Annotated in this window: 21 protein-coding genes; 13 read left to right on the top strand and 8 right to left on the bottom strand. The window is 66.2% G+C overall.

Annotated elements, in window-relative coordinates; genetic code table 11:
* The first annotated feature begins 10 nt into the window (after window positions 1-10).
* The 9 genes from AAHM44_RS10305 (at window position 11) to AAHM44_RS10265 (ending at window position 9,533) form a co-directional block, all read left to right on the top strand.
* A complete protein-coding gene (locus AAHM44_RS10305; protein WP_342249915.1) occupies window positions 11-622 on the top strand; it encodes an NADH-quinone oxidoreductase subunit J in 612 nt (203 codons plus the stop codon).
* Window positions 619-924, top strand: a complete 306-nt coding sequence (nuoK, locus tag AAHM44_RS10300) for an NADH-quinone oxidoreductase subunit NuoK (protein ID WP_086129652.1) — start codon at window positions 619-621, stop codon at window positions 922-924. Before AAHM44_RS10305 ends, nuoK begins: the two co-directional genes overlap by 4 nt.
* Window positions 924-3,014, top strand: a complete 2,091-nt coding sequence (gene nuoL, locus AAHM44_RS10295; protein WP_342249914.1) for an NADH-quinone oxidoreductase subunit L — start codon at window positions 924-926, stop codon at window positions 3,012-3,014. Before nuoK ends, nuoL begins: the two co-directional genes overlap by 1 nt.
* Complete coding sequence (locus AAHM44_RS10290; protein WP_342249913.1) at window positions 3,011-4,585, top strand: NADH-quinone oxidoreductase subunit M; 1,575 nt, start codon at window positions 3,011-3,013, stop codon at window positions 4,583-4,585. Before nuoL ends, AAHM44_RS10290 begins: the two co-directional genes overlap by 4 nt.
* Window positions 4,585-6,033: an NADH-quinone oxidoreductase subunit NuoN gene (gene nuoN, locus AAHM44_RS10285; protein WP_342249912.1), complete on the top strand. Its 1,449-nt coding sequence runs from the start codon at window positions 4,585-4,587 to the stop codon at window positions 6,031-6,033. The genes AAHM44_RS10290 and nuoN overlap by 1 nt, the downstream gene beginning before the upstream one ends.
* A 47-nt stretch (window positions 6,034-6,080) precedes the next feature.
* A complete protein-coding gene (locus tag AAHM44_RS10280) occupies window positions 6,081-6,731 on the top strand; it encodes a biotin--[acetyl-CoA-carboxylase] ligase (RefSeq protein WP_269576454.1) in 651 nt (216 codons plus the stop codon).
* An 11-nt stretch (window positions 6,732-6,742) separates the two neighbouring features.
* Window positions 6,743-7,516, top strand: a complete 774-nt coding sequence (locus AAHM44_RS10275) for a type III pantothenate kinase (protein ID WP_269575266.1) — start codon at window positions 6,743-6,745, stop codon at window positions 7,514-7,516.
* A gap of 13 nt (window positions 7,517-7,529) precedes the next feature.
* Entirely contained in the window at window positions 7,530-9,167 is a 1,638-nt protein-coding gene (locus AAHM44_RS10270) for a ribonuclease J (protein WP_342249911.1), read from the top strand.
* Window positions 9,168-9,248: 81 nt separating this feature from the next.
* Entirely contained in the window at window positions 9,249-9,533 is a 285-nt protein-coding gene (locus tag AAHM44_RS10265; RefSeq protein WP_269575268.1) for a DUF1467 family protein, read from the top strand.
* Between the two features lie 364 nt (window positions 9,534-9,897).
* On the opposite strand, the gene AAHM44_RS10260 is transcribed toward AAHM44_RS10265, so the two are convergent.
* Window positions 9,898-12,207, bottom strand: a complete 2,310-nt coding sequence (locus AAHM44_RS10260) for a hypothetical protein (RefSeq protein WP_342249910.1) — start codon at window positions 12,205-12,207, stop codon at window positions 9,898-9,900.
* Between the two features lie 76 nt (window positions 12,208-12,283).
* Between AAHM44_RS10260 and AAHM44_RS10255 the strand changes: the two genes are divergently transcribed.
* The 4 genes from AAHM44_RS10255 to AAHM44_RS10240 all read left to right on the top strand — a co-directional run bounded on the left by AAHM44_RS10255 (window position 12,284) and on the right by AAHM44_RS10240 (window position 15,416).
* Window positions 12,284-12,577, top strand: coding sequence for an Hpt domain-containing protein (locus tag AAHM44_RS10255; protein ID WP_184166368.1), 294 nt, complete (start codon window positions 12,284-12,286; stop codon window positions 12,575-12,577).
* Window positions 12,578-12,659: 82 nt separating this feature from the next.
* On the top strand, window positions 12,660-13,544 hold the full coding sequence (locus AAHM44_RS10250; protein ID WP_342249909.1) for a hypothetical protein: 885 nt from the start codon (window positions 12,660-12,662) through the stop codon (window positions 13,542-13,544).
* A 184-nt stretch (window positions 13,545-13,728) separates the two neighbouring features.
* Window positions 13,729-14,541, top strand: coding sequence for a hypothetical protein (locus AAHM44_RS10245; protein ID WP_342249908.1), 813 nt, complete (start codon window positions 13,729-13,731; stop codon window positions 14,539-14,541).
* Complete coding sequence (locus AAHM44_RS10240) at window positions 14,541-15,416, top strand: hypothetical protein (protein ID WP_184166359.1); 876 nt, start codon at window positions 14,541-14,543, stop codon at window positions 15,414-15,416. Before AAHM44_RS10245 ends, AAHM44_RS10240 begins: the two co-directional genes overlap by 1 nt.
* Here the strand turns inward: AAHM44_RS10240 and AAHM44_RS10235 are convergent.
* From AAHM44_RS10235 to dnaG, 7 genes are all read right to left on the bottom strand, one after another.
* Window positions 15,413-16,591 carry a vWA domain-containing protein gene (locus AAHM44_RS10235; protein ID WP_269575271.1) on the bottom strand — a complete coding sequence of 393 codons (1,179 nt, stop codon included), beginning with the start codon at window positions 16,589-16,591 and terminating at the stop codon, window positions 15,413-15,415. The two genes, AAHM44_RS10240 and AAHM44_RS10235, sit on opposite strands and share 4 nt — an antisense overlap.
* 42 nt (window positions 16,592-16,633) lie before the next feature.
* Window positions 16,634-17,212, bottom strand: coding sequence for a CHAP domain-containing protein (locus AAHM44_RS10230; RefSeq protein WP_269575272.1), 579 nt, complete (start codon window positions 17,210-17,212; stop codon window positions 16,634-16,636).
* Window positions 17,213-17,421: 209 nt separating this feature from the next.
* On the bottom strand, window positions 17,422-17,844 hold the full coding sequence (locus AAHM44_RS10225) for a GFA family protein (RefSeq protein ID WP_342249907.1): 423 nt from the start codon (window positions 17,842-17,844) through the stop codon (window positions 17,422-17,424).
* Window positions 17,844-18,695, bottom strand: a complete 852-nt coding sequence (locus tag AAHM44_RS10220) for an AAA family ATPase (protein ID WP_269575274.1) — start codon at window positions 18,693-18,695, stop codon at window positions 17,844-17,846. Before AAHM44_RS10220 ends, AAHM44_RS10225 begins: the two co-directional genes overlap by 1 nt.
* A 155-nt stretch (window positions 18,696-18,850) precedes the next feature.
* Complete coding sequence (locus tag AAHM44_RS10215; RefSeq protein ID WP_269575275.1) at window positions 18,851-19,465, bottom strand: DUF6975 family protein; 615 nt, start codon at window positions 19,463-19,465, stop codon at window positions 18,851-18,853.
* Between the two features lie 254 nt (window positions 19,466-19,719).
* Window positions 19,720-21,750, bottom strand: coding sequence for an RNA polymerase sigma factor RpoD (gene rpoD / locus AAHM44_RS10210; RefSeq protein WP_269575276.1), 2,031 nt, complete (start codon window positions 21,748-21,750; stop codon window positions 19,720-19,722).
* A 41-nt stretch (window positions 21,751-21,791) separates the two neighbouring features.
* Entirely contained in the window at window positions 21,792-23,681 is a 1,890-nt protein-coding gene (dnaG, locus tag AAHM44_RS10205; protein WP_342249906.1) for a DNA primase, read from the bottom strand.
* Between the last annotated feature and the right edge of the window lie 9 nt (window positions 23,682-23,690).

Raw genomic sequence — 23,690 nt, 5'->3', positions numbered from 1 at the left:
ATTAGATTCCGTGATCCAGCTTCTAGCCTTTTACCTGTTTGCGGCAGTGGTGTGCGTCTCCGGCGCTCTCACCATCCTGTCCCGCAACCCGGTCCATTCCGTCCTGTGGCTCATCCTGGCGTTCTTCAACGCTGCGGGTCTGATGGTGCTCGCCAATGCCGAGTTCATCGCGATGCTGCTCGTCATCGTCTATGTCGGCGCCGTCGCCGTGCTGTTTCTCTTCGTGGTCATGATGCTCAACATCGACTTCGCGGAGCTGCGCGCGGGTGTGATGAAGTACGCGGCCGTCGGCTTCGCGCTTGCCATCGCGCTGGTCGCCGAGATCCTGATCGCGGTGGGCGCCTATAGCGCCGGCACGCTGCAGCTGGGCCGCCGTATCGCGCCGATCGATGCCAAGGTGCCCAACATCGAGGCGATCGGCCAGCTCCTCTATTCCCGCTACCTGTTCGTGTTCGAAGGCGCCGGCCTGGTGCTGCTCGTCGCGATGATCGGCGCGATCGTGCTGACGCTGCGTCCGCGCACCGACGTCAAGCCGCAGAAGATCAGCCGTCAGGTCCAACGCCGCGCCAAGGACGCGACCCGCAACGTGAACCAACCCGTGGGGCAGGGGGTCGAGCTGTGATCACCCTTACGCACTATCTCGTCGTCAGCGCGATCCTGTTCACGCTCGGCGTGCTCGGCATCTTCATGAACCGCAAGAACCTCATCGTCATCCTGATGGCGATCGAGCTGATCCTGCTGTCCGTGAACCTGAACCTCGTGGCGTTCTCGAACGCGCTCGGCGACCTGGTCGGCCAGGTCTTCGCGATGTTCGTGCTGACCGTCGCCGCCGGTGAGGCCGCGATCGGTCTCGCCATTCTCGTTATCTACTTCCGCGGCCGCGGCACGATCTCGGTCGAAGACGTCAATCGGATGAAGGGCTGATGTCGGCGATCTATTTCATCGTATTCCTGCCGCTCCTCGCGGCAGCCGTTGCCGGGCTTTCGAACAAGGCCTTCGGCAAGACCTTCCCCAAGGTCGTCACCACGGGCTCGCTCTTCGTGGCGTGCGCCCTGTCGTGGCCGATCTTCATCAGCTATCTCGGCGGCAATGCCGAGCCGAGCGTGTCCCCGGTCTTCACCTGGATGCTCAGCGGCTCGATGCAGGTCGACTGGGCGTTGCGCGTCGACAGCCTGACCGCGGTGATGCTCGTGGTGGTGACCAGCGTCTCGGCGCTCGTCCACCTCTATAGCTGGGGCTATATGTCGGAGGAGCCGGATCAGCCGCGCTTCTTCGCGTACCTCTCGCTCTTCACCTTCGCGATGCTGATGCTCGTGACGGCCAACAACCTGGTCCAGATGTTCTTCGGCTGGGAAGGCGTGGGTCTCGCGTCCTACCTGCTGATCGGCTTCTGGTTCCGCAAGCCGAGCGCGAATGCCGCCGCCATCAAGGCGTTCGTGGTGAACCGCGTCGGCGACCTGGGCTTTATGCTCGGCATCTTCGGCATCTTCCTGGTGTTCGGCACGATCGACATCCCGACGATCCTCGCCGCTGCGCCGAACATGCACGGCTCGACCATCGGCTTCCTCGGCGCTCGCTTCGACACCGTGACGGTGCTCTGCCTGCTGCTGTTCGTCGGCGCGATGGGCAAGTCGGCGCAGCTCGGCCTGCACACGTGGCTTCCGGACGCGATGGAAGGCCCGACCCCGGTGTCGGCGCTGATCCACGCCGCGACCATGGTGACCGCCGGCGTGTTCATGGTCTGCCGCATGTCGCCGCTGTTCGAGCAGAGCGCGGTTGCGATGACCGTGGTCACCGTCGTCGGCGCCGCCACCTGCTTCTTCGCCGCGACCGTCGGCACGACGCAGACCGACATCAAGCGCGTGATCGCCTATTCGACCTGTTCGCAGCTGGGCTACATGTTCTTCGCTGCCGGCGTCGGTGCCTATGGCGCGGCGATGTTCCATCTGTTCACGCACGCCTTCTTCAAGGCGCTGCTGTTCCTCGGCGCCGGCTCGGTGATCCATGCGATGCACCACGAGCAGGACATGCGCTTCTATGGCGGCCTGTGGAAGAAGATCCCGGTCACCTACTGGACGATGATGGCGGGCACGCTCGCGATCACCGGCGTGGGCATCCCGGCGCTGTTCGGCAACCCGGTGGCATTCGGCTTCGCCGGCTTCCACTCGAAGGACGCGATCATCGAGGCGAGCTATGCCGCCGGCCACACCAGCGTGTTCTGGGTGGGCGTGTTCGTGGCGCTGCTCACCAGCTTCTATAGCTGGCGCCTGGTGTTCCTGACCTTCCATGGCAAGCCGCGCTGGGCCGGTTCGGAGCATATCCAGCACGCAGTGCATGACGCGCACGGCCATGGTCATGACGATCATGCGCACGACGCCCATGACGCGCACGCTCACGATGCGCATGGCCACGACGATCATCATCATGATCACGCGCACGGCGACGGCACGGCGGGCTATCACCCGCATGAGAGCCCGATCGTCATGCTGATCCCGCTGCTGGTGCTTACCGTCGGCGCGATCGCCGCGGGCTTCATCTTCCACGGCGCGTTCATCGAGCCGACGGCGGGTGAGACCTACTGGCACGGCGCCATCGCCTTCAACGAGCATCTGATGCACGCGATGCACGAGGTGCCGGTGTGGGTGAAGCTCAGCGCGACGATCGCGATGCTGAGCGGCTTGGCCATTGCGTATGGCGCGTATATCGTGTCGCCGGGCTTCCCCGCGAAGTTCGCCGAGGCGTTCCGCCCGCTATACCTCTTCTCGCTCAACAAGTGGTATTTCGACGAGCTCTACAACTTCCTGTTCGTGCGCCCGGCCTTCTGGATCGGTCGCCAGTTCTGGAAGAAGGGTGACGAAGCCACGATCGACCGGTTCGGCCCGAATGGCGCCGCTGCGGTCGTCCAGCTCGGCAGCGTCGGCGCTTCCAAGCTGCAATCCGGATATGTCTACGCCTATGCCTTCATCATGCTGATCGGCCTCACTGCCGCACTGACCTGGGTGATCGCGCGATGAGCGGCTTCCCGATCCTAACCGTCATGCTGGCGGTGCCCGCGATTGCCGCGGTCGCCTGCCTGTTCCTCAACGCGCAGGGCGCACGCTGGCTGGCGCTCGCCGCCACCTTCGTGGACCTGGCGCTCGGCATCCTGCTCTGGGCCAACTTCCAGACCGGCGAGGGCGCTGCCCAGTGGCAGTTCGTCGAGCATGTCCGCCTGTTCGGCATCGGCCAGGCCGAGTTCGCCTGGGCGCTGGGCATCGATGGCTTCGCGCTGCTGCTGATCGCACTCTCGGTGTTCCTGATGCCGATCTGCATCGGGGCGAGCTGGCTCTCAGTCACCAAGCGCGTGCCGGAATATATGGCTGCGTTCCTCGCCACCGAGGTGCTGATGATCGGCACCTTCGCGGCGCAGGACCTGATGCTGTTCTACGTCTTCTTCGAAGGCGGCCTGATCCCGATGTTCCTGATCATCGGCATCTGGGGCGGCGCCAACCGCATCTACGCGTCGTACAAGTTCTTCCTGTACACGCTGCTCGGCTCGCTGCTGATGCTGATCGCGATCATCTACATGATCCTGACCACCGGCACGACGTCGATCCCGGCGCTGATGCAGCATGACTTCCCGGCGCATGTGCAGACATGGCTATGGCTGGCCTTCTTCGCCTCGTTCGCGGTGAAGATGCCGATGTGGCCCGTCCACACCTGGCTTCCCGACGCGCACGTCCAGGCGCCGACCGCAGGTTCGGTCATCCTGGCGGGCGTGCTGCTGAAGCTCGGCGGATACGGCTTCCTGCGCTTCTCGCTGCCGATGTTCCCGGAAGCGTCCGCCCAGTTCATCTGGCTGGTGTTCGCGCTCTCGGCCGTGGCAGTGGTCTACACCTCGCTGGTCGCGCTCGTGCAGAGCGACATGAAGAAGCTGATCGCCTATTCGTCGGTCGCCCACATGGCGATCGTGACCTTCGGCCTGTTCGCGCTCAACGCGCAGGGTATCGAGGGCGCGATGATGGTGATGCTCGGCCACGGTGTGGTCTCGGGCGCGCTCTTCCTCTGCGTCGGCGTGATCTACGATCGCCTGCACACCCGCGAGATCGACCGCTACGGCGGCCTCGCGATCAACATGCCGCGCTACGCCGTGCTGTTCCTGCTGTTCACCATGGCCTCTGTCGGCCTGCCGGGCACCAGCAACTTCATCGGCGAATTCCTGAGCCTTGCCGGCCTGTACCAGGTCTCGACGCTCTACGCGCTGCTCGGCACCACCGGCATCATCCTGGGCGCGGCATACATGCTGTACCTCTACCGTCGCGTCGCCTTTGGCGACCTGACCAAGGACGATGTGAAGGCGATGCGGGATCTCGACCTGCGCGAGTTCGCGATGCTTGGCGCGCTGGCTGCGGTGACCCTCTGGATGGGTGTCTATCCGGAGAGCTTCATGAAGCCGATGCGCGGCGACGTGGAGAAGCTGGTTGCCCGCCTCGAGCGTGCCGCGCCTGCCGGTGACTCGGCTCCGACTGCCGGCAAGCCCGCGCCTGCCGCTGCTGAACATGGCGAACACGCCGCTGCCCCTGCTGCGCACGGGGAGGCGCACTGATGAACTATTCGCTGCAACTGATGATGGCCCTTCCTGAGCTCGTGCTCAGCCTGGGGGCCATCGCCCTGATGCTGGTGGCGGCCTGGGGCGGCCACCAGTCGACCAAACTGGTCAGCTGGGCCTCGATCGCCGTGCTGATCGGCGCGGGCATCGCGCTGGCCGGCCCGGCTTCGGCCGGGGGCGAAGCCTTTGGCGGTCTCTATCGCGCGGACATGTTCGCTGCCTTCTCCAAGGCGCTGATCTTCCTGGCCGCCGGCGTCTCGATCCTGATCGCGCCGCGCTTCTTCCAGCAGACCTCGGGTGACGATCTGCGTCCGGAATATCCGGTGCTGATCCTGCTCTCGGCCGCCGGCATGGGCATGATGGTTTCGGCGGGCGACCTGATGTCGCTCTATGTCGGCCTCGAGCTGATGAGCCTTGCTTCGTACATCCTTGCCAGCTTCATGCGCCGCGACGCGCGTTCGGCGGAAGCAGGCCTGAAGTATTTCGTGCTGGGCGCGCTCGCTTCGGGCATCCTGCTCTACGGCATCAGCCTGGTGTACGGCTTCTCGGGCACCACTTTGTTCTCGGGCATCGCCGACGCCTATGCCTCGGGTGATCAGAAGACCGGTCTGCTGTTCGGCCTGGTGTTCGTCTTCGCCGGTCTCGCCTTCAAGATGTCGGCCGTGCCGTTCCACATGTGGACGCCGGACGTGTACGAAGGCGCGCCGACCCCGGTCACGGCCTTCTTCGCTTCGGCGCCGAAGGTTGCCGCGGTGGCGCTTGCCACCCGCGTCGCCATCGACGCGATGGGCCCGGCGATCGCCGACTGGCGCCAGATCGTGATCTTCGCTTCGCTAGCTTCGATCATCTTCGGCTCGGTCGCGGCGATCCGCCAGAGCAACATCAAGCGCCTGCTTGCCTATTCGTCGATCGCCAATGTCGGCTTCGCGCTGGTCGGCCTCGCCGCCGGTGGCGAAGCAGGCGTGTCGAGCGTGCTCTACTACATGGCGATCTACGTCGTGATGACCGTCGGCAGCTTCCTGATCGTGCTGCAGATGCGCGATGCGGAGGGCCGTCCGGTCGAGACCATCGACAGCCTGGCCGGCATGTCGCGGACCCGTCCGGGTCTCGCAGTGGCGATGGCGATCTTCATGTTCAGCCTCGCCGGCATCCCGCCGCTGCTCGGCTTCTTCTCGAAGCTGCAGGTGTTCCTGGCTGCGGTGCATGCGGGCCTGTACGTCTTCGCTGCGGTTGCCGCCGCGGCCTCGACGATCGGTGCCTATTACTATCTCCGCGTCGTCAAGGTGATGTACTTCGACGAGCCGGCGCCGGCCTTCCCGGGCCGCACCGATCCGATCGAGGGGGCGCTGCTCGTGCTCTCGGCGGTGGTGATCTCGCCGCTGGGCTGGCCGCTGCTCGGCTATCTCGAGGTGTGGACCGGCGCCGCTGCGAAGGCGCTGTTCTGATCGCCACCGTACGGACCGTCGCCGAGACGGGATCCACCAATGCCGACATGGCCGAGCTCGCCCGCAGCGGGGCGAGCGAGGGCCTGTGGCTGAGAGCCGAGCGGCAGACCGCGGGCAAGGGCCGACAAGGCCGTGCCTGGCAGTCGCCGCTCGGCAATCTCTATGTCTCCACGCTGGTGCGCACGCGGGCGGGGGAGCCCAGCCCTGCGACGCTGGCGCTGGTGGCTGCCGTTGCGCTCGACGAGACGGCGCGGGTGTTCGGCGTCGAGCCGATGCTCAAATGGCCGAACGACCTGCTGGTGAACGGCGCCAAGCTCTCCGGCATCCTGCTCGAGCGGGTGGGGGATGCGGTGATCCTGGGCTTCGGGGTCAATCTGGCGCATCATCCCGAGGGGCTGGACCGCGCCACCACCAGTTTTGCCGCGCTTGGCCCGGCGCCTGATCCCCAGATCTTCGCCGAAACCCTCGCCGAAAGCTTCGCTCGCTGGGTTTCCCGCTGGCGTGAGGGTATCGCCCCCGTGCGCGAACGCTGGCTTGGCCGGGCGCACCCCATCGACACGGCGCTGACCGCCCGGCTTGCCGACGGATCGAGCATCGACGGGCTGTTCGGTGGCCTTGATGGCGAGGGTGCGCTCATCCTGCGCTTGGCCGATGGCACCAGCCATGTCATTCACGCCGCAGACGTGTTCCTGCTCTGAGAGGCCCGGAAATGCTGCTAGCCATCGACGCCGGCAACACCAATGTCGTCTTCGCCCTGCTGGAGGGCCAGGAAGTGCGCGCGCGCTGGCGCATCGCTACCGACCCGCGCCGCACGGCGGACGAATATGCGGTGTGGCTCAGCCAGCTCCTCAACCTTGAGGGCTATGACCGCGCCGACGTGACCAGCGTGATCATCGGCACGGTGGTGCCGCGGGCGCTGCACAACCTCCAGGTGCTGAGCAGCAAATACTTCAAGACCGACGCGGTGATCGCCGGGCAGGGCAAGGCCGAATGGGGCTTCCCGCTCGATGTCGAGGAGCCGCAGGGCCTGGGTGCGGACCGCGCGCTCAACATGATCGCGGGCCATGCCCGCCATCCCGGCGACCTCATCATCATCGACTTCGGCACCGCCACCACCTTCGAGGTGGTCGACTATCGCGGCGCGTACAAGGGCGGGATCATCGCCCCCGGCATCAACCTGTCGCTCGACGCGCTGGTGACCGCAGCCGCCAAGCTGCCGCGCATCGCGATCACCGCGCCGGCCACAACCAGTGTCATCGGCCGCAACACCGTCGACCAGATGCATATCGGCATCTATTGGGGCTATGTCGCGATGATCGAGGGACTGGTCGCGCGGATGAAGGCCGAGATCGGCCGCCCGGTCAAAGTTATCGCAACCGGCGGCCTGGCCGTGCTTTTCGAGAAGCACACCCCCATATTCGATGTGATCGAACCCGATCTGACCATTCAAGGGTTGGCGATGCTGTGGGAACGCAGCCGTTGACCGAGGAAATCAAGTGACCCCTGAAAAAGAACTCCTCTTCCTCGCGCTCGGCGGCTCGGGCGAGATCGGCATGAACGTCAATCTCTATGGCTGCCAGGGCAAGTGGCTGATGGTCGATTGCGGCATCACCTTTGGCGATGCCAACTATCCGGGCATCGACGTGATCCTGCCCGACCTGCAGTTCATCGAGGAGCGGCTCGATGATCTGCTCGGCATCGTGCTCACCCATGGCCATGAAGACCATATCGGCGCACTGCCGTATCTCGCCGGCGAGTTGGGCGTGCCGCTCTATGCCACCCCGTTCACCGCGGGCCTGATCCACGGCAAGCTCGAGGAAGAGGGTATCGAGGAGAAGGTCGAGCTCAACGTCGTAAACGAGGAAGGTCCGTTCAACCTCGGCCCGTTCCGCATCACCTACACCCCGCTGGCCCATTCGATCCCGGAGGGCAATGCCGTGCTGATCGAGACGCCGTACGGCAGCGTCTTCCACACCGGTGACTGGAAGCTCGATGAGAGCCCATCGCTGGGCGGCGCCTCGACCGCGGCGGAGCTGACCGCGATCGGCGACAAGGGCGTGCTCGCGCTGGTCTGCGACAGCACCAATGTGTTCAACCCCGAGGCCTCGGGTTCCGAAGGCGCGGTGCGCGAGGGCCTCGATCAGGTGATCGGCGCGGCCAAGGGCCGGGTGCTGGTCACTACCTTCGCTTCGAACGCCGCACGCCTGCAGACGCTGGGTGAAGTGGCCCGCGATACCGGGCGCGAGCTCTGCGTCGCCGGGCGCTCGCTCGACCGCATCCTGCGTGTCGCGAAGTCGACCGGCTATCTGCGCGACTTCCCCGACACGATCGACTTCGAAGCGGCGATGGACCTGCCGCCGCACAAGGTGCTGATCGTCGCCACGGGCGGGCAGGGCGAGCCCCGCGCCGCACTCAACCGCATCGCCGAGGGCAGCCATGTCCTCAAGGTAACCGAGGGCGACACCGTCGTCTTCTCCTCGCGCCAGATCCCGGGCAACGAGATCGCGATCGGGCGGATCATGAACACGCTGGCCGCCAAGGGCGTCGAGCTGATCACCGACCGCCAGGCCTTCATCCACGTATCCGGCCATCCGGGTCGCCCCGAGCTGGCGGCGATGTACAAGTGGATCCGCCCCGAGATCGTCGTGCCGGTGCATGGCGAGGTGCGTCACATGTACGAGCAGGCCCGCTTCGCGCTGGAGCAGGGCGTGCCCAAGTCGATCCGCCAGGTGAATGGCGACATCATCCGCCTCGCGCCGGACGGGCCGTCCAAGATCGGCGAGGCGCCGGTCGGGCGCCTGGTGCTGGACGGCGACATCATCCTGCCGGCGGACGGCACCACGATCAACGAACGCCGACGGGTGGCGCTCTACGGCCAGATCAGCGCCGCGGTGGCTATCCGCAACGGCAAGCTCGCCGGCGAGCCGCAGATCCGCCTTCAGGGCATTCCGGTGGAGGAAGACCGCGAGGACTTCATCGCCGAGGCGTCCGACGCTGCGCGCGAAGCCGTGAAGAAGGACGGCAAGGGTGATGTCGAGAAGCTGCGCGAGTCGGTGCGGCTCGCGGTGCGCCGCGCTGCGGTGCGCTTCACCGGCAAGAAGCCCGTGGTGGACGTGCTGATCATCGAGCAATAGCGGTATTGGCCGTCATCCCGTCGAAAGCCGGGATGACGATGAAGGCTTCCGCTTCCAGATTGGCCGCCCTATCACCATCCCATGCCCTGGAAGTCCGCGCTCGCCATCTATTTCCTGTTCTGGGCCTTCTCGGTGTTCCTCGTCCTGCCGTTCGGCGTGAAGACGAGCGAGGAGGCAGGCGTGGAACTGGTTCCCGGCCAGGCGCCGAGCGCGCCGCATGAGTTCAACGTGAGGCGCATTGCCTTGCGCACCACGATCGTCGCGACGATCCTGTTCGGGCTGTTCTACCTCAATTACGTCAATGGCTGGGTGACCACCGAGATGCTCGACTGGTGGGCGCATATGCACCCCGAAAAGGCCTCGTAGCACTTCCTACAGCCGGCGGTTGGCGTCTCGCGAAAGTACACGAAGTACAGGCCAGGAGCGGGTTCTCGCCGCCGGAATTTTGACCTTATCAACGGGAACGCAGCGCATCTCGCAAGGATATTGCGTGGGCGTGATCCTATTTTCCCTACAGGCCAAAGAGCGGCAAGCAAGCGCCGGGCCGCGGGAGCCAAGCAGGCGAAATCCTACATTGCAAGACAAGCGACGGGCTCCAGCCAAGCCCGTTCCCCGGCGAAGGCCGGGGCCCGGTTGCCATGTAGGTCGAGAGGTTCGACCGCCGCCGCCAGGTTCGTCGAGACTGGGCCCCGGCCTTCGCCGGGGAACAGGAGTGGCATGAACGGCGTGACTAGGTCCGCAGGCGCTCGATCGCCTGGGCCAGCGCGACGTACAGCTTGCCCATGTCGGAGGAGAGCAGGGTCACGCTCATCGACGAGCCGTCGCGCAGGGCCAGAATCTGGCGGAGCATGGATTCGAAATCGTGGATGTAGCGGTTGACGTTGTCGCGGAAACCCTCGTCATCCTCGTAGATCCGGTGGATTTCGCGGGTATCCGAGGGATCGAGCAGGCGCACCGCACGGCGCGTGAAGACACCGCGATCGCCCTTGAGATAGGCGGCCCAGGCGCTGTCGGTGACATCGGCCGAAAATGCCTTGGTGATGTCGATCGACGCCGAGTTGAGCGCTTCGATCAGCAGCGAGACGCGGCGCGCGAAATTGTCGCTGTCCGACTCTTCGCGCTCCTTGCGGCCCTCGGCGATGCGCGCCTCGACCTGGGCGGTGGTGTCCGCCAGCGCCACCATCTGCTGGGTCAGGCGCTCCGACGCGCGGGTGGCGGCGACCACGGCCGCCTCGGTCGTCTCGGCAAGGTCGGTGAGCTGGCGGCGGATCGAAGCATCGACCGCCCGGCGCAGCGCATCGCCCGCGGCTTCCTCGATCGCCCGCTCGGCATGCGGGACGATGGCCGACAGTGCCTCGCGGGCATGGCCGGCAGCGGCACTCGAGGTCTCGCGGACACTGAGCAGCGCATCGACCAGCTGCGGCGCGGCGCTTTCGGCGAAGCGGCGGGTGGTGGCGATGGTCTCATCCACGATCGCGCTGAGCTGCTCGGCCTGCTCGCCGCCGGTCGCCAGCGTTTCGAGCAGCGAGGCCTGGGTCTTGGCGAGCGTATCGCGCTGCTGGCCGACCACGTCGGCGATGGCCTCGATCGCGTCGTGCGTGCTCTCCGCGGCGGTGACCAGCGCGAGCAGCTCGGGCTTGGAGGCGGCAACGACCTGGCGGCTCGCCAGGATCCGGGCATCGAGACGCGCCAGTGCCTCGGGCAAGGTCTCGTCGATCTCACGGGCGGAGGCATCGAGCGCGGTGAGCAGCTCCTCGGAGGTGCCGATCACCTTCTGGGCGGTCTCGTCGCCGACGGTCAGCGCGATCGTCATCGCCTCGACCGAGCCGTGGAGCGCGCTCATCGAGGCGGCAAGGTTACGCGTGCGCTCGGTGCCCGCGACATGCAGGTCGTCCATCGCGCGGTCGAGCCGATCGACGCCGCTCGCCAGCCCCTCGAACAGCTTGTCGCCGCGGCCCTGTTCCTCCGAAAGGCGATTGCCGATGCGGCCGATCGCTTCCTCGATCGACGCCATGCGGGCGCCCATCGCCTCGGCACTGTCGCGGCCCGCGCGGTCGAGCGCGGCCTGGTTGGCGGAGAGCATGGCGAGGATCGCCTCGCCCTGGGTAGCGATGCCCTTGCGTGCCTCGTCCACGGCATTGGCGGCGCGATCGAGCACGGCATCGACCTGGGTCGACATCTCACCGGTGACCTGTTCGAGCCGGGCACTGGCGGTCTCACTGGTCGCTTCCATGCGGGCGATGTGCGCGGCGAGGCGATCGGCGGCGCCCCCCGCGATCTGGTCGGCCTCGCGGCCGCGCTCGGCGAGCGCGGAGAGCTGGGTATCGAGCGCGGCGGCACGCTCGCTGGCGAGCAGCCCGGCGGCATCGACCCGATCGGACAGGCCACGCATTTCCTCATGCGCCTTGGGCAGCGAGGAGAGCACCACGGCTACGCGATGCTCGGCATCGGCGGTGGCCTCGCCGAAATGGCGGGTGCTGGCGTCGATCGAGCGGGCATGCTGGGCGGCGCTGCCCGCGGCGCTTTCGAGCTTCTCCGAGGCACGCTCGCCCATGGCGATCAGGATGTTGGTCTGCTCGGCAAGCGCGGCGCGGTTCTCCTCGATCTTGCGCGAGAGGGTGGCGACCACGCGCTCCAGGCTTGCCGCCTCGGCGCGCATCGCCCGCGCCGTGGCGCCGAAGCGATGGGCCTCGGCCCGGCTCGTGCGCAGGGCGAGGAGGTAGAGGATGCCGATCAGGGCAGGGGGGACGCAGAGCGCGGCGATCAGCTGGACCAGCGCGGCAGGCGCCATGGGGGCGGCAAAGGCGCCGCGGAGCAGCCAGCCCATCGCGCCGAGCCAGCCCAGGACAGCGACGATCGCAAGCACGGGCAGCACCCAGCCGGCGCGCCGGGGCGTGTCCTCTTCTTCCGCAGCCTCGTACCAGGCTTCGGACTCCGCCGGCGCAGCCACTGCTGCGGCGGTTTCGGACAGGACCAGCTCTTCCGCGTCATTATGCGCGGGCAGCGGTTCGGCAGGTTTTCCCCCAATCATGACGCGCATTTACCACATTTCGGCGCCGGTCCAACAGCGACAAGGAAACGGGGCGTTAACGCTCGTTCGGCTATGGCCCTGAACCATGGCGTATGATCCGGGTGCAATCGATGCGACTCTCGCGGCGGCAGTGGGTGACGAGCCCGCGCTAATCGCAGAACTGCGCGAAGCGTTTCTCGACGGGGTGCAGCGGTGCCTCGAAGCGATGAAGTCCGCTGACAATCCGGATGGCTGGGCCGCGGCCGCACTGCGGCTCAAGGGCCTTTCGGCGAGCTTCGGCGCGATCCGCCTGATGGCGCTGGCCAGCGAAGCGGCCAATGGCCAGGCGAATGACGGCGCGATCCTTCGGCGCCTGCACCGGGCGGTCGATCGCCTCTGATCCCCGTAAAATCGGCTTCGTTGCCCCGTGGACTTTCGCCGGCGCCCCGGCGAAGGTCCGGCGGAATATGGGGAATCGACCGATGCACAAGATGGTTACGGGGCTGACTTTCGTGCTGGCGGGGCTGGCGGCGATGCCTGCCCAGGCGCAGGACGCGCCCGCCGGCGGCCATAGTTCCGGCATCGTCGTCGAGGGCCGCAAGCAGGGCCCCCGCAAGGAAACGCGGACCTTTGTCCGTCAGGTTATGACCACGACCAAGGAACAGCTCTCGCGCTTCGAGGATCCGGTGTGCCCGGTCGTGCTCGGGCTTCCGCCGGCCTATGCCAAGGCCGTCGCCAAGCGGTTTATGGAGGTTTCCACCGAAGCAGGCGCGCGGGTCGATCGCGACGAGAAATGCAATCCGAACATCTTCGTGATCGTTGCGGCGGATGCCAGCAAGTTCATCGCCGAGCTGCGCCAGAAATATCACGGCTTCTTCGACGACCTCGCCTATGACGACAAGCGCACGGCGCTCGACGAAGGACCCGTGCGCGCCTGGCGGGTAGCCGAGGAGCTCGACCAGGACGGTCGCCGCGCGCTCGAGAGCAATGGGCCGCGCAGCTTCAACGGCGTCGCCCAGCCTTCGCGCATTTCGCTTTCGACGCAGCAGGCGACCTTTGGCGCGGTGGTGGTGCTCGACGCCAATGCGGTCGACAACAAGTCGGTCGGGCAGATCGCCGATTATGTCGCGATGCGCACCCTGGCCGGTGCGCGGCCGCCAAAGGCGAGCACCAGGCTCGACACGATCCTTTCGCTCTTCGATGCCGGGGGGGACGCCCCGGAAGGCCTGACCGAGGTCGATCGCAGCTTCCTGAAGGGCGTCTACGAGATGCAGGCCAATGGCAGGAGCGGGAGCCAGATCGGCACCATCGCGGACCAGATCCTGCAGGACCGCGACAAGGCCACGGCGGAGAAGAAGCCCAACTAGCGGTATCGCGGTCGCGCTCGATGGACAGCGGCGACAGGGCGCGATACGCCTTGGTTTCCATCGGGCAGTCGACCGACTCCAAGAAGACGGCGCATGCGGGGTCCCGAAGAATGTGAGGGGATCGATCGTTATGCGCATGCGCTGCTGCCTGAATTCGCTTGTCCTGCTTTCCGCCTTCGCCGCCATGCCGGTTGCGCACGCGCAGGATGGCGCCACCAGCCCCAGGCCGCCCGCCCAGGACGGGGGCATCGTCGTCACCGGCAAGGCGCAGCCGCCGATCAAGAAGGCACAGCGCTATATCCGCCAGGTGCTCGACACCGAGGACGGGCAGCTGGCGCGCTTCGTCGATCCCGTCTGCCCGCTGGTGCTGGGCCTGCCGGCGCGGTTCAAGGGCGCGATCGAGGACCGCGTGCGGATCGTCGGCGCGGCGGCATCGGTCCGCATGGGCAAGGACAAGTGCGAGCCGAACCTGATGATCGTGTTCGCCGACAATGCCGATTCGCTGCTCGAGACGATGCGCAAGCAGGGCAATGCGGCCTTCACCAACCTGGACGACAATGCCCTGCGCGATGCCTTCGCGGCGGGGCCGATCCATGCCTGGCGCCTGGTGGTGACCCGTGACGAGGTCGGCCATCTCTCCACCGGCAATGACGATCCCGATTATCCGCCGGTGATGGAGGGCGAGACCCAGGCGGTGACGATCAATGCGGTGGTGGTGATGGACCGCCATGTCGCGCTGGGTAAATCGGTGCGTCAGTTGGGCGACTATGTCGTGATGCGGACGCTGGTCGGCGCGCGGCCACCCGCCAAGGGGTCGATCGCCTCGGCATCGATCCTGTCGCTGTTCGATCCCAATGTCGCGCCGCCGCCCGCCGAGATCACCGACATGGACATCGGGCTGCTCGCCGGCCTCTACCGGATGCGAAATCCCTATGAGCAGGGATCGGATCAGGCCTATCGTATCTCCAGGACCATGGTTGGTGGGAAGCAGCATTGATGCGGATTGCCCTTCTGGCGCTTGCCCTGCTTGCCGGTCCGGCGCTTGCCCAGGACAAGCCGGCGCAGCAAAAGCCGAAGGACGACAGCGATATCGTCGTGGTCGGCGCCAAGGGCGTGCCGCCCAAGGCGGCCAAGCGCTTCGTCCGCCAGATCAGCTCGAGCGTGGAAGGCCAGCTTGCCCGCTTCGCCGAACCGGTCTGCCCGATCGTGGCCGGGCTCGGCCCCGATGCCGCCAAGGCGATCGAAGCGCGGTTGCGGGCCGTGGCGCTCGATGCCGGCGCCACGGTGGGCGAGGCCGGCTGCCGGCCCAATATCGCGCTGATGGTCGCCCATGACGCGGATGATTTCGTGAAGGCGTTGCACAAGCGCTTCCCGGGCTTCTTCGGCAACCTCAAGATGGTCGATCTGCGCAAGGCGCTGCGCGACGGCCCGGTGCACGCGTGGAGCACGATCGAGGTGCGCGACGAGCTGGGCAACCAGGTCGGCGGCAATGATGACGGCATCAAATATGTCGAGCGGTTCAGCGCCTCGGCCATCACTATGGGCACCCAGCAGGTGACGGTGAAGTCGATCGTGGTGATCGACGACAAGGCAGTGATCGGCAAGTCGGTGGTGCAGATCGCGGACTATCTGGCGATGCGCACGCTGGCCGGCGCGCGGCCGCCGCGGGACGGCAGCGCCGTCGACTCGATCATCACGCTGTTCGACCAGGGCTCTACGTTCAGCGATCCCGAACTGACCGCGCTCGACCAGGGCTTCCTCCAGGGGCTCTACAAGAGCCGCGCGGACGTCAATTCGATCAAGCAGTCCGGCGAGATCGCGCGGCGGATCGTCAAGAACTCGAAGGACGCGGGCGAGGAGAAGAAGCCCTAGCGCTTGCGGCTGAGCTCGCGCATCGCCTCGTCCAGGCCGCCCAGGGTGAGCGGGTACATGCGCTCGCTCATCAGCTCGCGGATGATCTTCACCGACTGGGTATAGCCCCATTGCTCGCGCGGGATCGGGTTGATCCACACCGCGGCGGGATAGGTGTTGAGCGCGCGCTGCATCCAGGCCGCACCCGCTTCCTCGTTGAAATGCTCGACCGAGCCGCCGGGATGGGTGATCTCGTACGCGCTCATCGAGGCATCGCCGACGAAGATCAGCTTATAGTCGTGGCCATATTTGTGGAGGATGTCCCAGGTGGGCGTGCGCTCCTGGAAGCGGCGGCGATTGTCCTTCCACACGCCTTCGTACAGGCAGTTGTGGAAATAGAAGAACTCGAGGTTCTTGAACTCGCTCGTCGCAGCGGAGAACAGCTCCTCGCAGAGCTTGATGAAGGGATCCATCGAGCCGCCGACATCGAGGAACAGCAGCAGCTTCACCGCATTGTGCCGCTCCGGGCGCATGCGGACATCGAGCCAGCCCTGCTTGGCGGTGCCTTCGATCGTCGCGTCGATGTCGAGCTCGTCGGCGGCGCCTTCGCGGGCGAAGCGGCGCAGGCGGCGCAGCGCGACCTTGATGTTGCGGGTGCCGAGCTCGCGGGTGCTGTCGAGGTTGCGGAACTCGCGCTGGTCCCACACCTTGATCGCGCGCTTGTGCTTGCCCTCGCCACCGATGCGGACGCCCTCGGGATTATAGCCGCCGTTGCCGTAAGGCGAAGTGCCGCCGGTGCCGATCCACTTGCTGCCGCCCTGGTGACGCTCCTGCTGCTCCTCGAGCCGCTTCCTGAGCGTCTCCATGATCTCTTCCCAGGAGCCGAGCGACTGGATCTTCGCCATCTCCTCGGGGCTGAGATATTTCTCGGCGATCGCGCGCAGCCATTCCTCGGGGATCTCGGCGGGTGCCACGCCGTAGCTGGTGGCGATGCCCTTGAAGACCTTTGCGAAGACCTGGTCGAACCGGTCGAGCAGCCCCTCGTCCTTCACGAAGGTGGCGCGGGCGAGATAGTAGAAGGCCTCGGGCGTCTGCTCGATCACGTCACGGTCGAGCGCTTCGAGCAGGATCAGATGCTCCTTCAGGCTGGCGGGGATGCCCGCAGCGCGCAGCTCGTCGAGGAAGGAGAGGAACATGACGCTGTTCTAGGACCGGACGCCGCCCAGCGTCCAGAGCCCTCAGCGCGCGGCGTAGGCGTCGATCAGCGAGCCGACATAATCGGGCTGGCGCGAGGTCAGCTCGGCGGAGGGGCGGGCCTTGCGCACGCCGGCGGGCGCATCGCGGTCGGGCGTGCCGTAGATGAAGCCATGCGCCGGGTAGATCGAGCTGCCCAGGCCGTTCCTGTCGCGATACCAGACCTTGACCAGGCTCCAGTCGCCGCGCTCGGAGACGTCGAACAGGGTGACGTCCTGCTCGGCATGGCCGCGTTCGCCATTCTGGCGCGACCAGTTGGCATGGGTGATCATCAGCACGCGCTTCTCGACGATGCGGCTGACCACGGCGACATGGCCAAGGCGAAGCTGGGGGCTTTTGGAGAAGGCGAGGACGGCGCCGACCTTCGGCACCTGGCCGCGCTGGTAGCGGCCCCTGGCCTGATCCCACCAGGTCCAGGCATCGCCATAGATCTGGATGCCCGAAGCCTGGCGCGCAAAGGGCACGCACTCGCCGACATATTCGAGAAGGGATTGCGCGCCGGCAGGCGCCGCGACGCAGAGCGCGGTGGCGAGAAGGGCAGGGAACGCAAAACGCAAACGCATACACGGGACCCATACAAGGTCCCCCCCAAGCGAACCGTAGCCATGGGTGGTTTAAGAGGGGTTAACTGCGATCCCTCTCCCCTTGTGGGAGGGGGAGGGAGCCGACAAAGTCGGCGGAAGGGTGAGGGGGAATGAGACTCGATGCCCCCTCATCCTTCCCATTCGCTGCGCGAGCGGGCCCCTTCCTTCTCCCACAGGGGGAGAAGGAGTTATTGGCGCGCCACGGGCGCCGGGGGCTGGCGCGCGAAGCGCTCCAGCGCGGGGTCGATATGCGCCCAGGCAGGCGCGTCGTCGGTCCAGATCGCGACCTGGGGTGCCAGGCCGTGCGGCTGGTCGAGGAAGCCGATGCGCATCGTGCGGAACTGCGGGCGCGCCGAGCTCTGCGCCAGCACCGGCGTGCCGCACAGGCCGCAAAAGCTCTGGGTCAGCGTGTTGCCGCTCTCCGCGACATAGCTGGTGGTGGTCAGCGTGCCGCTCAGCTCGACATCGTCGGTCGCGAAGATCGCGTTGGTCGTGGGCGAGCCTGCTGCGACGCGCTGGCACTGGCGGCACCAGCACTGGCGCACCGCGACCGGCTCGCCGGCGATCGTCGCGGTGACGGCCCCGCAGGCACAGCTGCCGGTGTACGGCATCAGGCCTTGCCCTGCTGGCGGCGGGCCATGAAGGCGAGCCGTTCGAACAGCATCACGTCCTGCTCGTTCTTGAGCAGCGCGCCGTGGAGCGGCGGGATCGCCTTGGTCGGATCCTTGTTCTGCAGCACTTCGAGCGGCATCTCCTCGTGGAGGAGCAGCTTGAGCCAGTCGAGCAGCTCGCTGGTGCTGGGCTTCTTCTTGAGGCCCGGCACTTCGCGGATCTCGTAGAAGATATCCATCGCCTTGCCGACCAGCAGCTTCTGGATGCCGGGGAAATGGACATCGACGATCGCCTGCATCGTCTCGCGGTCCGGGAACTTGATGTAATGGAAGAAGCAGCGGCGCAGGAACGCGTCGGGCAGCTCCTTCTCGTTGTTCGAAGTGATGACCACGATCGGGCGCTCGGCGGCGCGGACGGTCTCATGCGTCTCGTAGACGTGGAATTCCATCCGATCGAGCTCCTGGAGGAGGTCGTTGGGGAACTCGATGTCCGCCTTGTCGATCTCGTCGATCAGCAGCACCGGGAGCTGGGGCGCGGTGAACGCCTCCCACAGCTTGCCCTTGCGGATATAGTTGGAGATCTCGTGGACGCGCGGATCGCCGAGCTGGCCGTCGCGCAGCCGCGCCACCGCATCATATTCGTAGAGGCCCTGCTGCGCCTTGGTCGTCGACTTGACGTTCCACTCGATCAGCGGGGCGCCAACGGCCTTGGCGATCTCATAGGCCAGCACGGTCTTGCCGGTCCCGGGCTCGCCCTTGACGAGGAGGGGACGCCGCAACGTGACGGCGGCATTGACCGCGACCTTCAGGTCCTCGGTCGCGACATAGCTCTGGGTGCCTTCGAAGCGCATGACGTATTGGTAAAGGGCCGCGGGGCCGGGAAGCAAGCCTTCTCGTCATGCTGAACTTGTTTCAGCATCCAAGGTGCCGCTGGCGATATAGCGCGTGGAGAGTTGGACCCTGAAACAAGTTCAGGGTGACGAATTCTCGGGAAGCGTGAGGGCAGTTACTGCTTGTCGCGGGCCGAGGCGCGGGCCTCAAGCAGATCCCACAGGCCGCGATGCTGGGCAAAGAGCTGCTGGGCGCCGAACAGCATGGCGCGTTCGAGCGAGCCTTCGCGGACGAGCGTATCGACCACGGTCACGGTTTCCTCGGCCAGCGGCAGCTGCGAGGGCGGGGGCGCTATGCCCAGGCGCTCGGCGGCGGTATCCAGCGTCTCGCGGATCACCGCCCAGTCCATCGCCATCGCGATCGACGCGCCGGCGGCGCAGCCCGCACGATCCGACTGGGCGAGCATGTCCACGGCGTGGCGCTGCGCCGCGGTGGCGGCTTCGGTCTCGGCATGGCCCGGGGTGCTGGGCAGCGGGCCGGCGGCCGCGACGATGCGGACGAGATAGGCGCGCTCGATCACGAAGGCGTCGGCGGCGGCTTCCAGCCAGTCGCGCTCGATGCCGAGCCGGGCATGGCCCAGCGCGTGATCGATCACGCCGGGATGGCGGCCGTGGAGCAGGCAGATGTGATGCGCCGCGTCCGAAAGGTCGCGCAGCGGCTCCTCGTTGCGGGCGAGGCGCTGGAGATAGGGATGATTGGCGCTGCCATCGGAGGCGATGAGTGCCCCCATCGAGCCCCAGGCACCGCCCAATCGCGCAACTTGTACGGAATCAAACGGCATAAGCCCCCACATCCTCCAGCCGGCCCCGTGCCGACGGGCAGTGTTTTGCAACCCGGGGATATACCGAAGCACGTAAAGACAAGGTAAATCGCGAATTTACTGTGGATAAGGCGAATGTTCCGGCGCCGTTCCGGCTGAAATGCGAAAACGCCCCGGAAGCAAGTTCCGAGGCGTTTCGAAAGTATCCGTGAAGATACGGGTAGTTACTGGTCGAGGAACGACCGCATCTTGCGGCTGCGGCTCGGGTGCTTGAGCTTGCGCAGCGCCTTCGCCTCGATCTGACGGATGCGTTCGCGGGTAACCGAGAACTGCTGGCCGACTTCCTCGAGCGTGTGATCGGTGTTCATGCCGATGCCGAAGCGCATGCGCAGCACGCGCTCCTCACGCGGGGTGAGCGAGGCAAGGACACGCGTGACCGTTTCCTTGAGGTTCGCCTGGATCGCGGCATCCACCGGGATCACGGCGTTCTTGTCCTCGATGAAGTCACCCAGGTGGCTGTCTTCCTCGTCGCCGATCGGCGTCTCGAGCGAGATCGGCTCCTTGGCGATCTTCATCACCTTGCGCACCTTCTCGAGCGGCATGCTCAGGCGCTCGGCCATTTCCTCCGGCGTGGGCTCGCGGCCCTGCTCATGGAGGAACTGGCGGCTGGTGCGGACCAGTTTGTTGATCGTCTCGATCATGTGGACCGGGATACGGATCGTGCGCGCCTGATCGGCGATCGAGCGGGTAATCGCCTGGCGGATCCACCAGGTGGCGTAGGTGCTGAACTTGTAGCCGCGGCGATATTCGAACTTATCGACCGCCTTCATCAGGCCGATATTGCCCTCCTGGATGAGATCCAGGAACTGCAGGCCGCGATTGGTGTACTTCTTGGCGATCGAGATCACGAGGCGGAGATTGGCCTCGACCATCTCCTTCTTCGCGATGCGTGCCTCGCGCTCGCCCTTCTGCACCATGTTCACGATGCGGCGGAACTCGGCGAGCGCCATGCCCGTCGACTGCGAGATCTCCGAGACCTCGACGCGGATGCGATCGACCGAACCGGCCTCATTGGCCGCGAACGCCGCCCACTTCTTGTCGATGCCCTGAACCGACTGCAGCCACTGCTCGTCCAGCTCGTGATCGACATAGCGATCGAGGAAGTCCTTGCGGCTCACCTTGTGGCGCTCGGCAAGGCGCAGCATCTGGCCGCCCAGCGCGGTGAGGCGCCGGTTGAAGCTGTAGAGCTGGTCGACGAGATATTCGATCTTCTGCTGGTGGAACTGGACCGACTCGACTTCGGCGGTCAGCTCCTCGCGCAGCTTCTGGTACTTCTTCTCCTCCGACGCGGCGAGCTCGCCGCCGGCAGCCATCGCGTCGAGACGCGAAAGCTGCATCTTGGAGAATTTCTTGTAGATCGAGGTGATGTTGGCGAACTTCTCAAGCGCCTGCGGCTTGAGCGTCTCTTCCATCTGCGCGAGGCTGAGGGTGTTGTCCTCTTCCTCGTCGTCCGACTGCCGCGGCGTGCGGCGCTCGGTCATCGAGTCCTCATCGTCCTCGTCCTGGACTTCCTCGACTTCCTCTTCTTCCTTGAAGGAAGCGCCGGCGGTCTTCTCGCTGATCTCGCCCGAATCATCATCCTCGGCGCCTTCGACCTGCTCGGCCGACGGACCCTTGGAGAGCATGGCGTCGAGATCGAGGATCTCGCGCAGCTGCATCGTGCCTTCGTTGAGCGCGTTCGACCAGCCGATGATCGCGTTGAACGTGATCGGCGACTCGCACAGGCCCAGGATCATCGTGTCGCGGCCGGCCTCGATGCGCTTCGCGATCGCGATTTCGCCTTCGCGGCTGAGCAGTTCGACGGCGCCCATCTCGCGCAGGTACATGCGCACCGGATCGTCGGTCCGGTCTACGGTTTCCTTCTTCTTGGTCTCGAAGGCAGGGGCCGAATCGTCGCCGCTGTCGTTCGAATCAGCCTCGTCCTGGCTGTCGTCCTCGGGCTCGGCGTCCTCGCCGGCTTCCTCATTCTCGACGACGTTGACGCCCATATCGTTGAGCGCCGCCATCACGTCCTCGATCTGCTCCGAGGACATCTGGTCCTGCGGAAGCATCTCGTTGAGCTGATCTACGGTGATGTAACCGCGCTTTTTGGCTCGCGCGACGAGCTTCTTGATCGACCCTTCGTTGAGATCGATCAGCGGCGCATCACCCGCTTCGCCGGTGTCGGTGACGTCCGCCATGTTCGCCTTGGCCATTCAAATCCTCGAAACTTGGATGGCGGCAATTATACGCCGCCCTAATCCTCGAAATCTTCTTCGTCCGCAAGCATCAGATTCGCGAGACGCGTTTCCAGCTCCTGCCGCTCCCGCAGCAACGCCGTCTGCCGCGCGAACGACTCATCGTCGAAACGCTCCAGCATCGCTGCCGTTGCCTCCGCCAGCGCCGCGTCCACCGCGGGCCGTGCCACCATCACTGCGATCGCCTCGTTCAGGTCTTCGCGCGCCTTTCTTTCCTCGGCCTGGGGCCGGGTGAAGGAAAAGGGCAGGGTATCGGCCCGGAGCAGCTCGCTCGCCATCTGATCGAAACCGGACTTCGCCAATATGGTGAGTACTTTGCCCTGATCAAGCTGCCGGTCTTCGAGCGCGACGTCGACGACCGCCTCGAACAATTTGCCGAGCGCGCCCGATGCGCCGCGAAGACTGCCGAGGACTTCCATGTGGCGGGCGATTTCGGCCGGATGACGGATCAACCCGGCGAGAACCGCCTTGGAGAGGATCGGGTCAAGCCCGCCGGCCTGGACCGCGCGGGTCTGCTGGGTGAGCGGCGGCTCGGGCGGGAGCCAGTTGCCGCGCTTGTCGCGCTTGCCGCGAGCCGGAGCAGGGCCCGAACCGCCGCCGCGCCGGGGTCCACTCTCGAAATTGCGCGGGCCGCGGCCGAAATGCGTGTCGGCGCGCTCGCGGAACTCGGCGAGATATTCGTGCTTCACATTGGGATCGCCGATCCCGCCGGCGAGTTCGCCCAGGCGCCGCTTGAGCCCTGCGCGCTGCTCCGGCGTGTCGAGCGGCTCGGCGGCGAGTTCGCTTTCCCAGAGAAGATCGACCAGCGGCCGGGCCTTGCCGAGCAGCGCCTCGAACGCCTGCGCCCCCTGGGCGCGGACGAGGTCGTCCGGGTCGAGCCCGTCGGGCAGGGTGACGAAGGCGAGGCTGCGGCCCGGCTCGAGCATCGGCATGGCGCGGTGCGCGGCGCGCAGCGCGGCCTTCTGGCCCGCCGAGTCGCCGTCGAAGCAGAGCAGGGGCACGTCGGCGATTCGCCACAGCCGCTCGAGCTGGTGCTCGGTCATCGCGGTGCCGAGCGGCGCCACCGCCTCGCCGAACCCGGCCTGGGCGAGCGCGATCACGTCCATATAGCCCTCGACCGCGATGATCCGCCCGGACTTACGCGCGGCTGCCTGAGCGCGGTCGAGATTGTAGAGCGTGCGGCCCTTGTCGAAGAGCGGGGTCTCCGGCGAGTTGAGATATTTGGGCTCGCCCTCGCCGATGATGCGGCCGCCAAAGGCGATCGTGCGGCCGCGCACGTCGCGGATCGGGATCATCAGCCGGCCGCGGAAGCGGTCGTACGGATCCTTCTTCTCGACCTGGATCAGCATGCCGGCCTCGACCAGCATCGCATCGCCGTAGGTCTTCAGCGCTTCCTTGAGCTTGCCGCGCGAATCGGGGGAATAGCCGATGCCGAAGGTCCGGGCGGTCTCCTCGCTGATCCCGCGCTTCTTGAGCACCGCGCGCGCCTCGGCGCCCTCGATGCTGCCCAGCTTCTCGACGAAGAACCTGGCCGCGTCCTCCATCGCCTCGTGCAGGCCCTTGGCGCGCTCGGCCTTCTCGGCGCTGCGGCGGTCCTGCTCGGGCATCTCCATGCCGGCGGCCTGGACCAGCTCCTTCACCGCATCGATGAAGGGCAGGCCGCGCTGGTCGGTCATCCAGCGGATCGCGTCGCCATGCGCGCCGCAGCCGAAGCAGTGGTAGAAGCCCTTGTCGTCGTTGACGTAGAAGCTCGGCGTCTTCTCGTTGTGGAACGGACAGCAGGCGCGGAACTCGCGTCCCGCCTTCTGGAGCTTGGTCGTCTTGGCGATCAGCCCGGACAGCAGGGTGCGGGCGCGGAGTTCGTCGAGAAAGGCGGGGGTAAGGGACACTCCATCCCA

Origin of the sequence: Sphingomonas sp. OTU376, from assembly GCF_038440415.1 — a bacterium.
Classification (GTDB): Bacteria; Pseudomonadota; Alphaproteobacteria; order Sphingomonadales; family Sphingomonadaceae; genus Sphingomonas; species Sphingomonas kyeonggiensis_A.
Note: the sequence above shows the minus strand (reverse complement) of the source record. Positions and strands in the feature narration are given on the sequence as shown.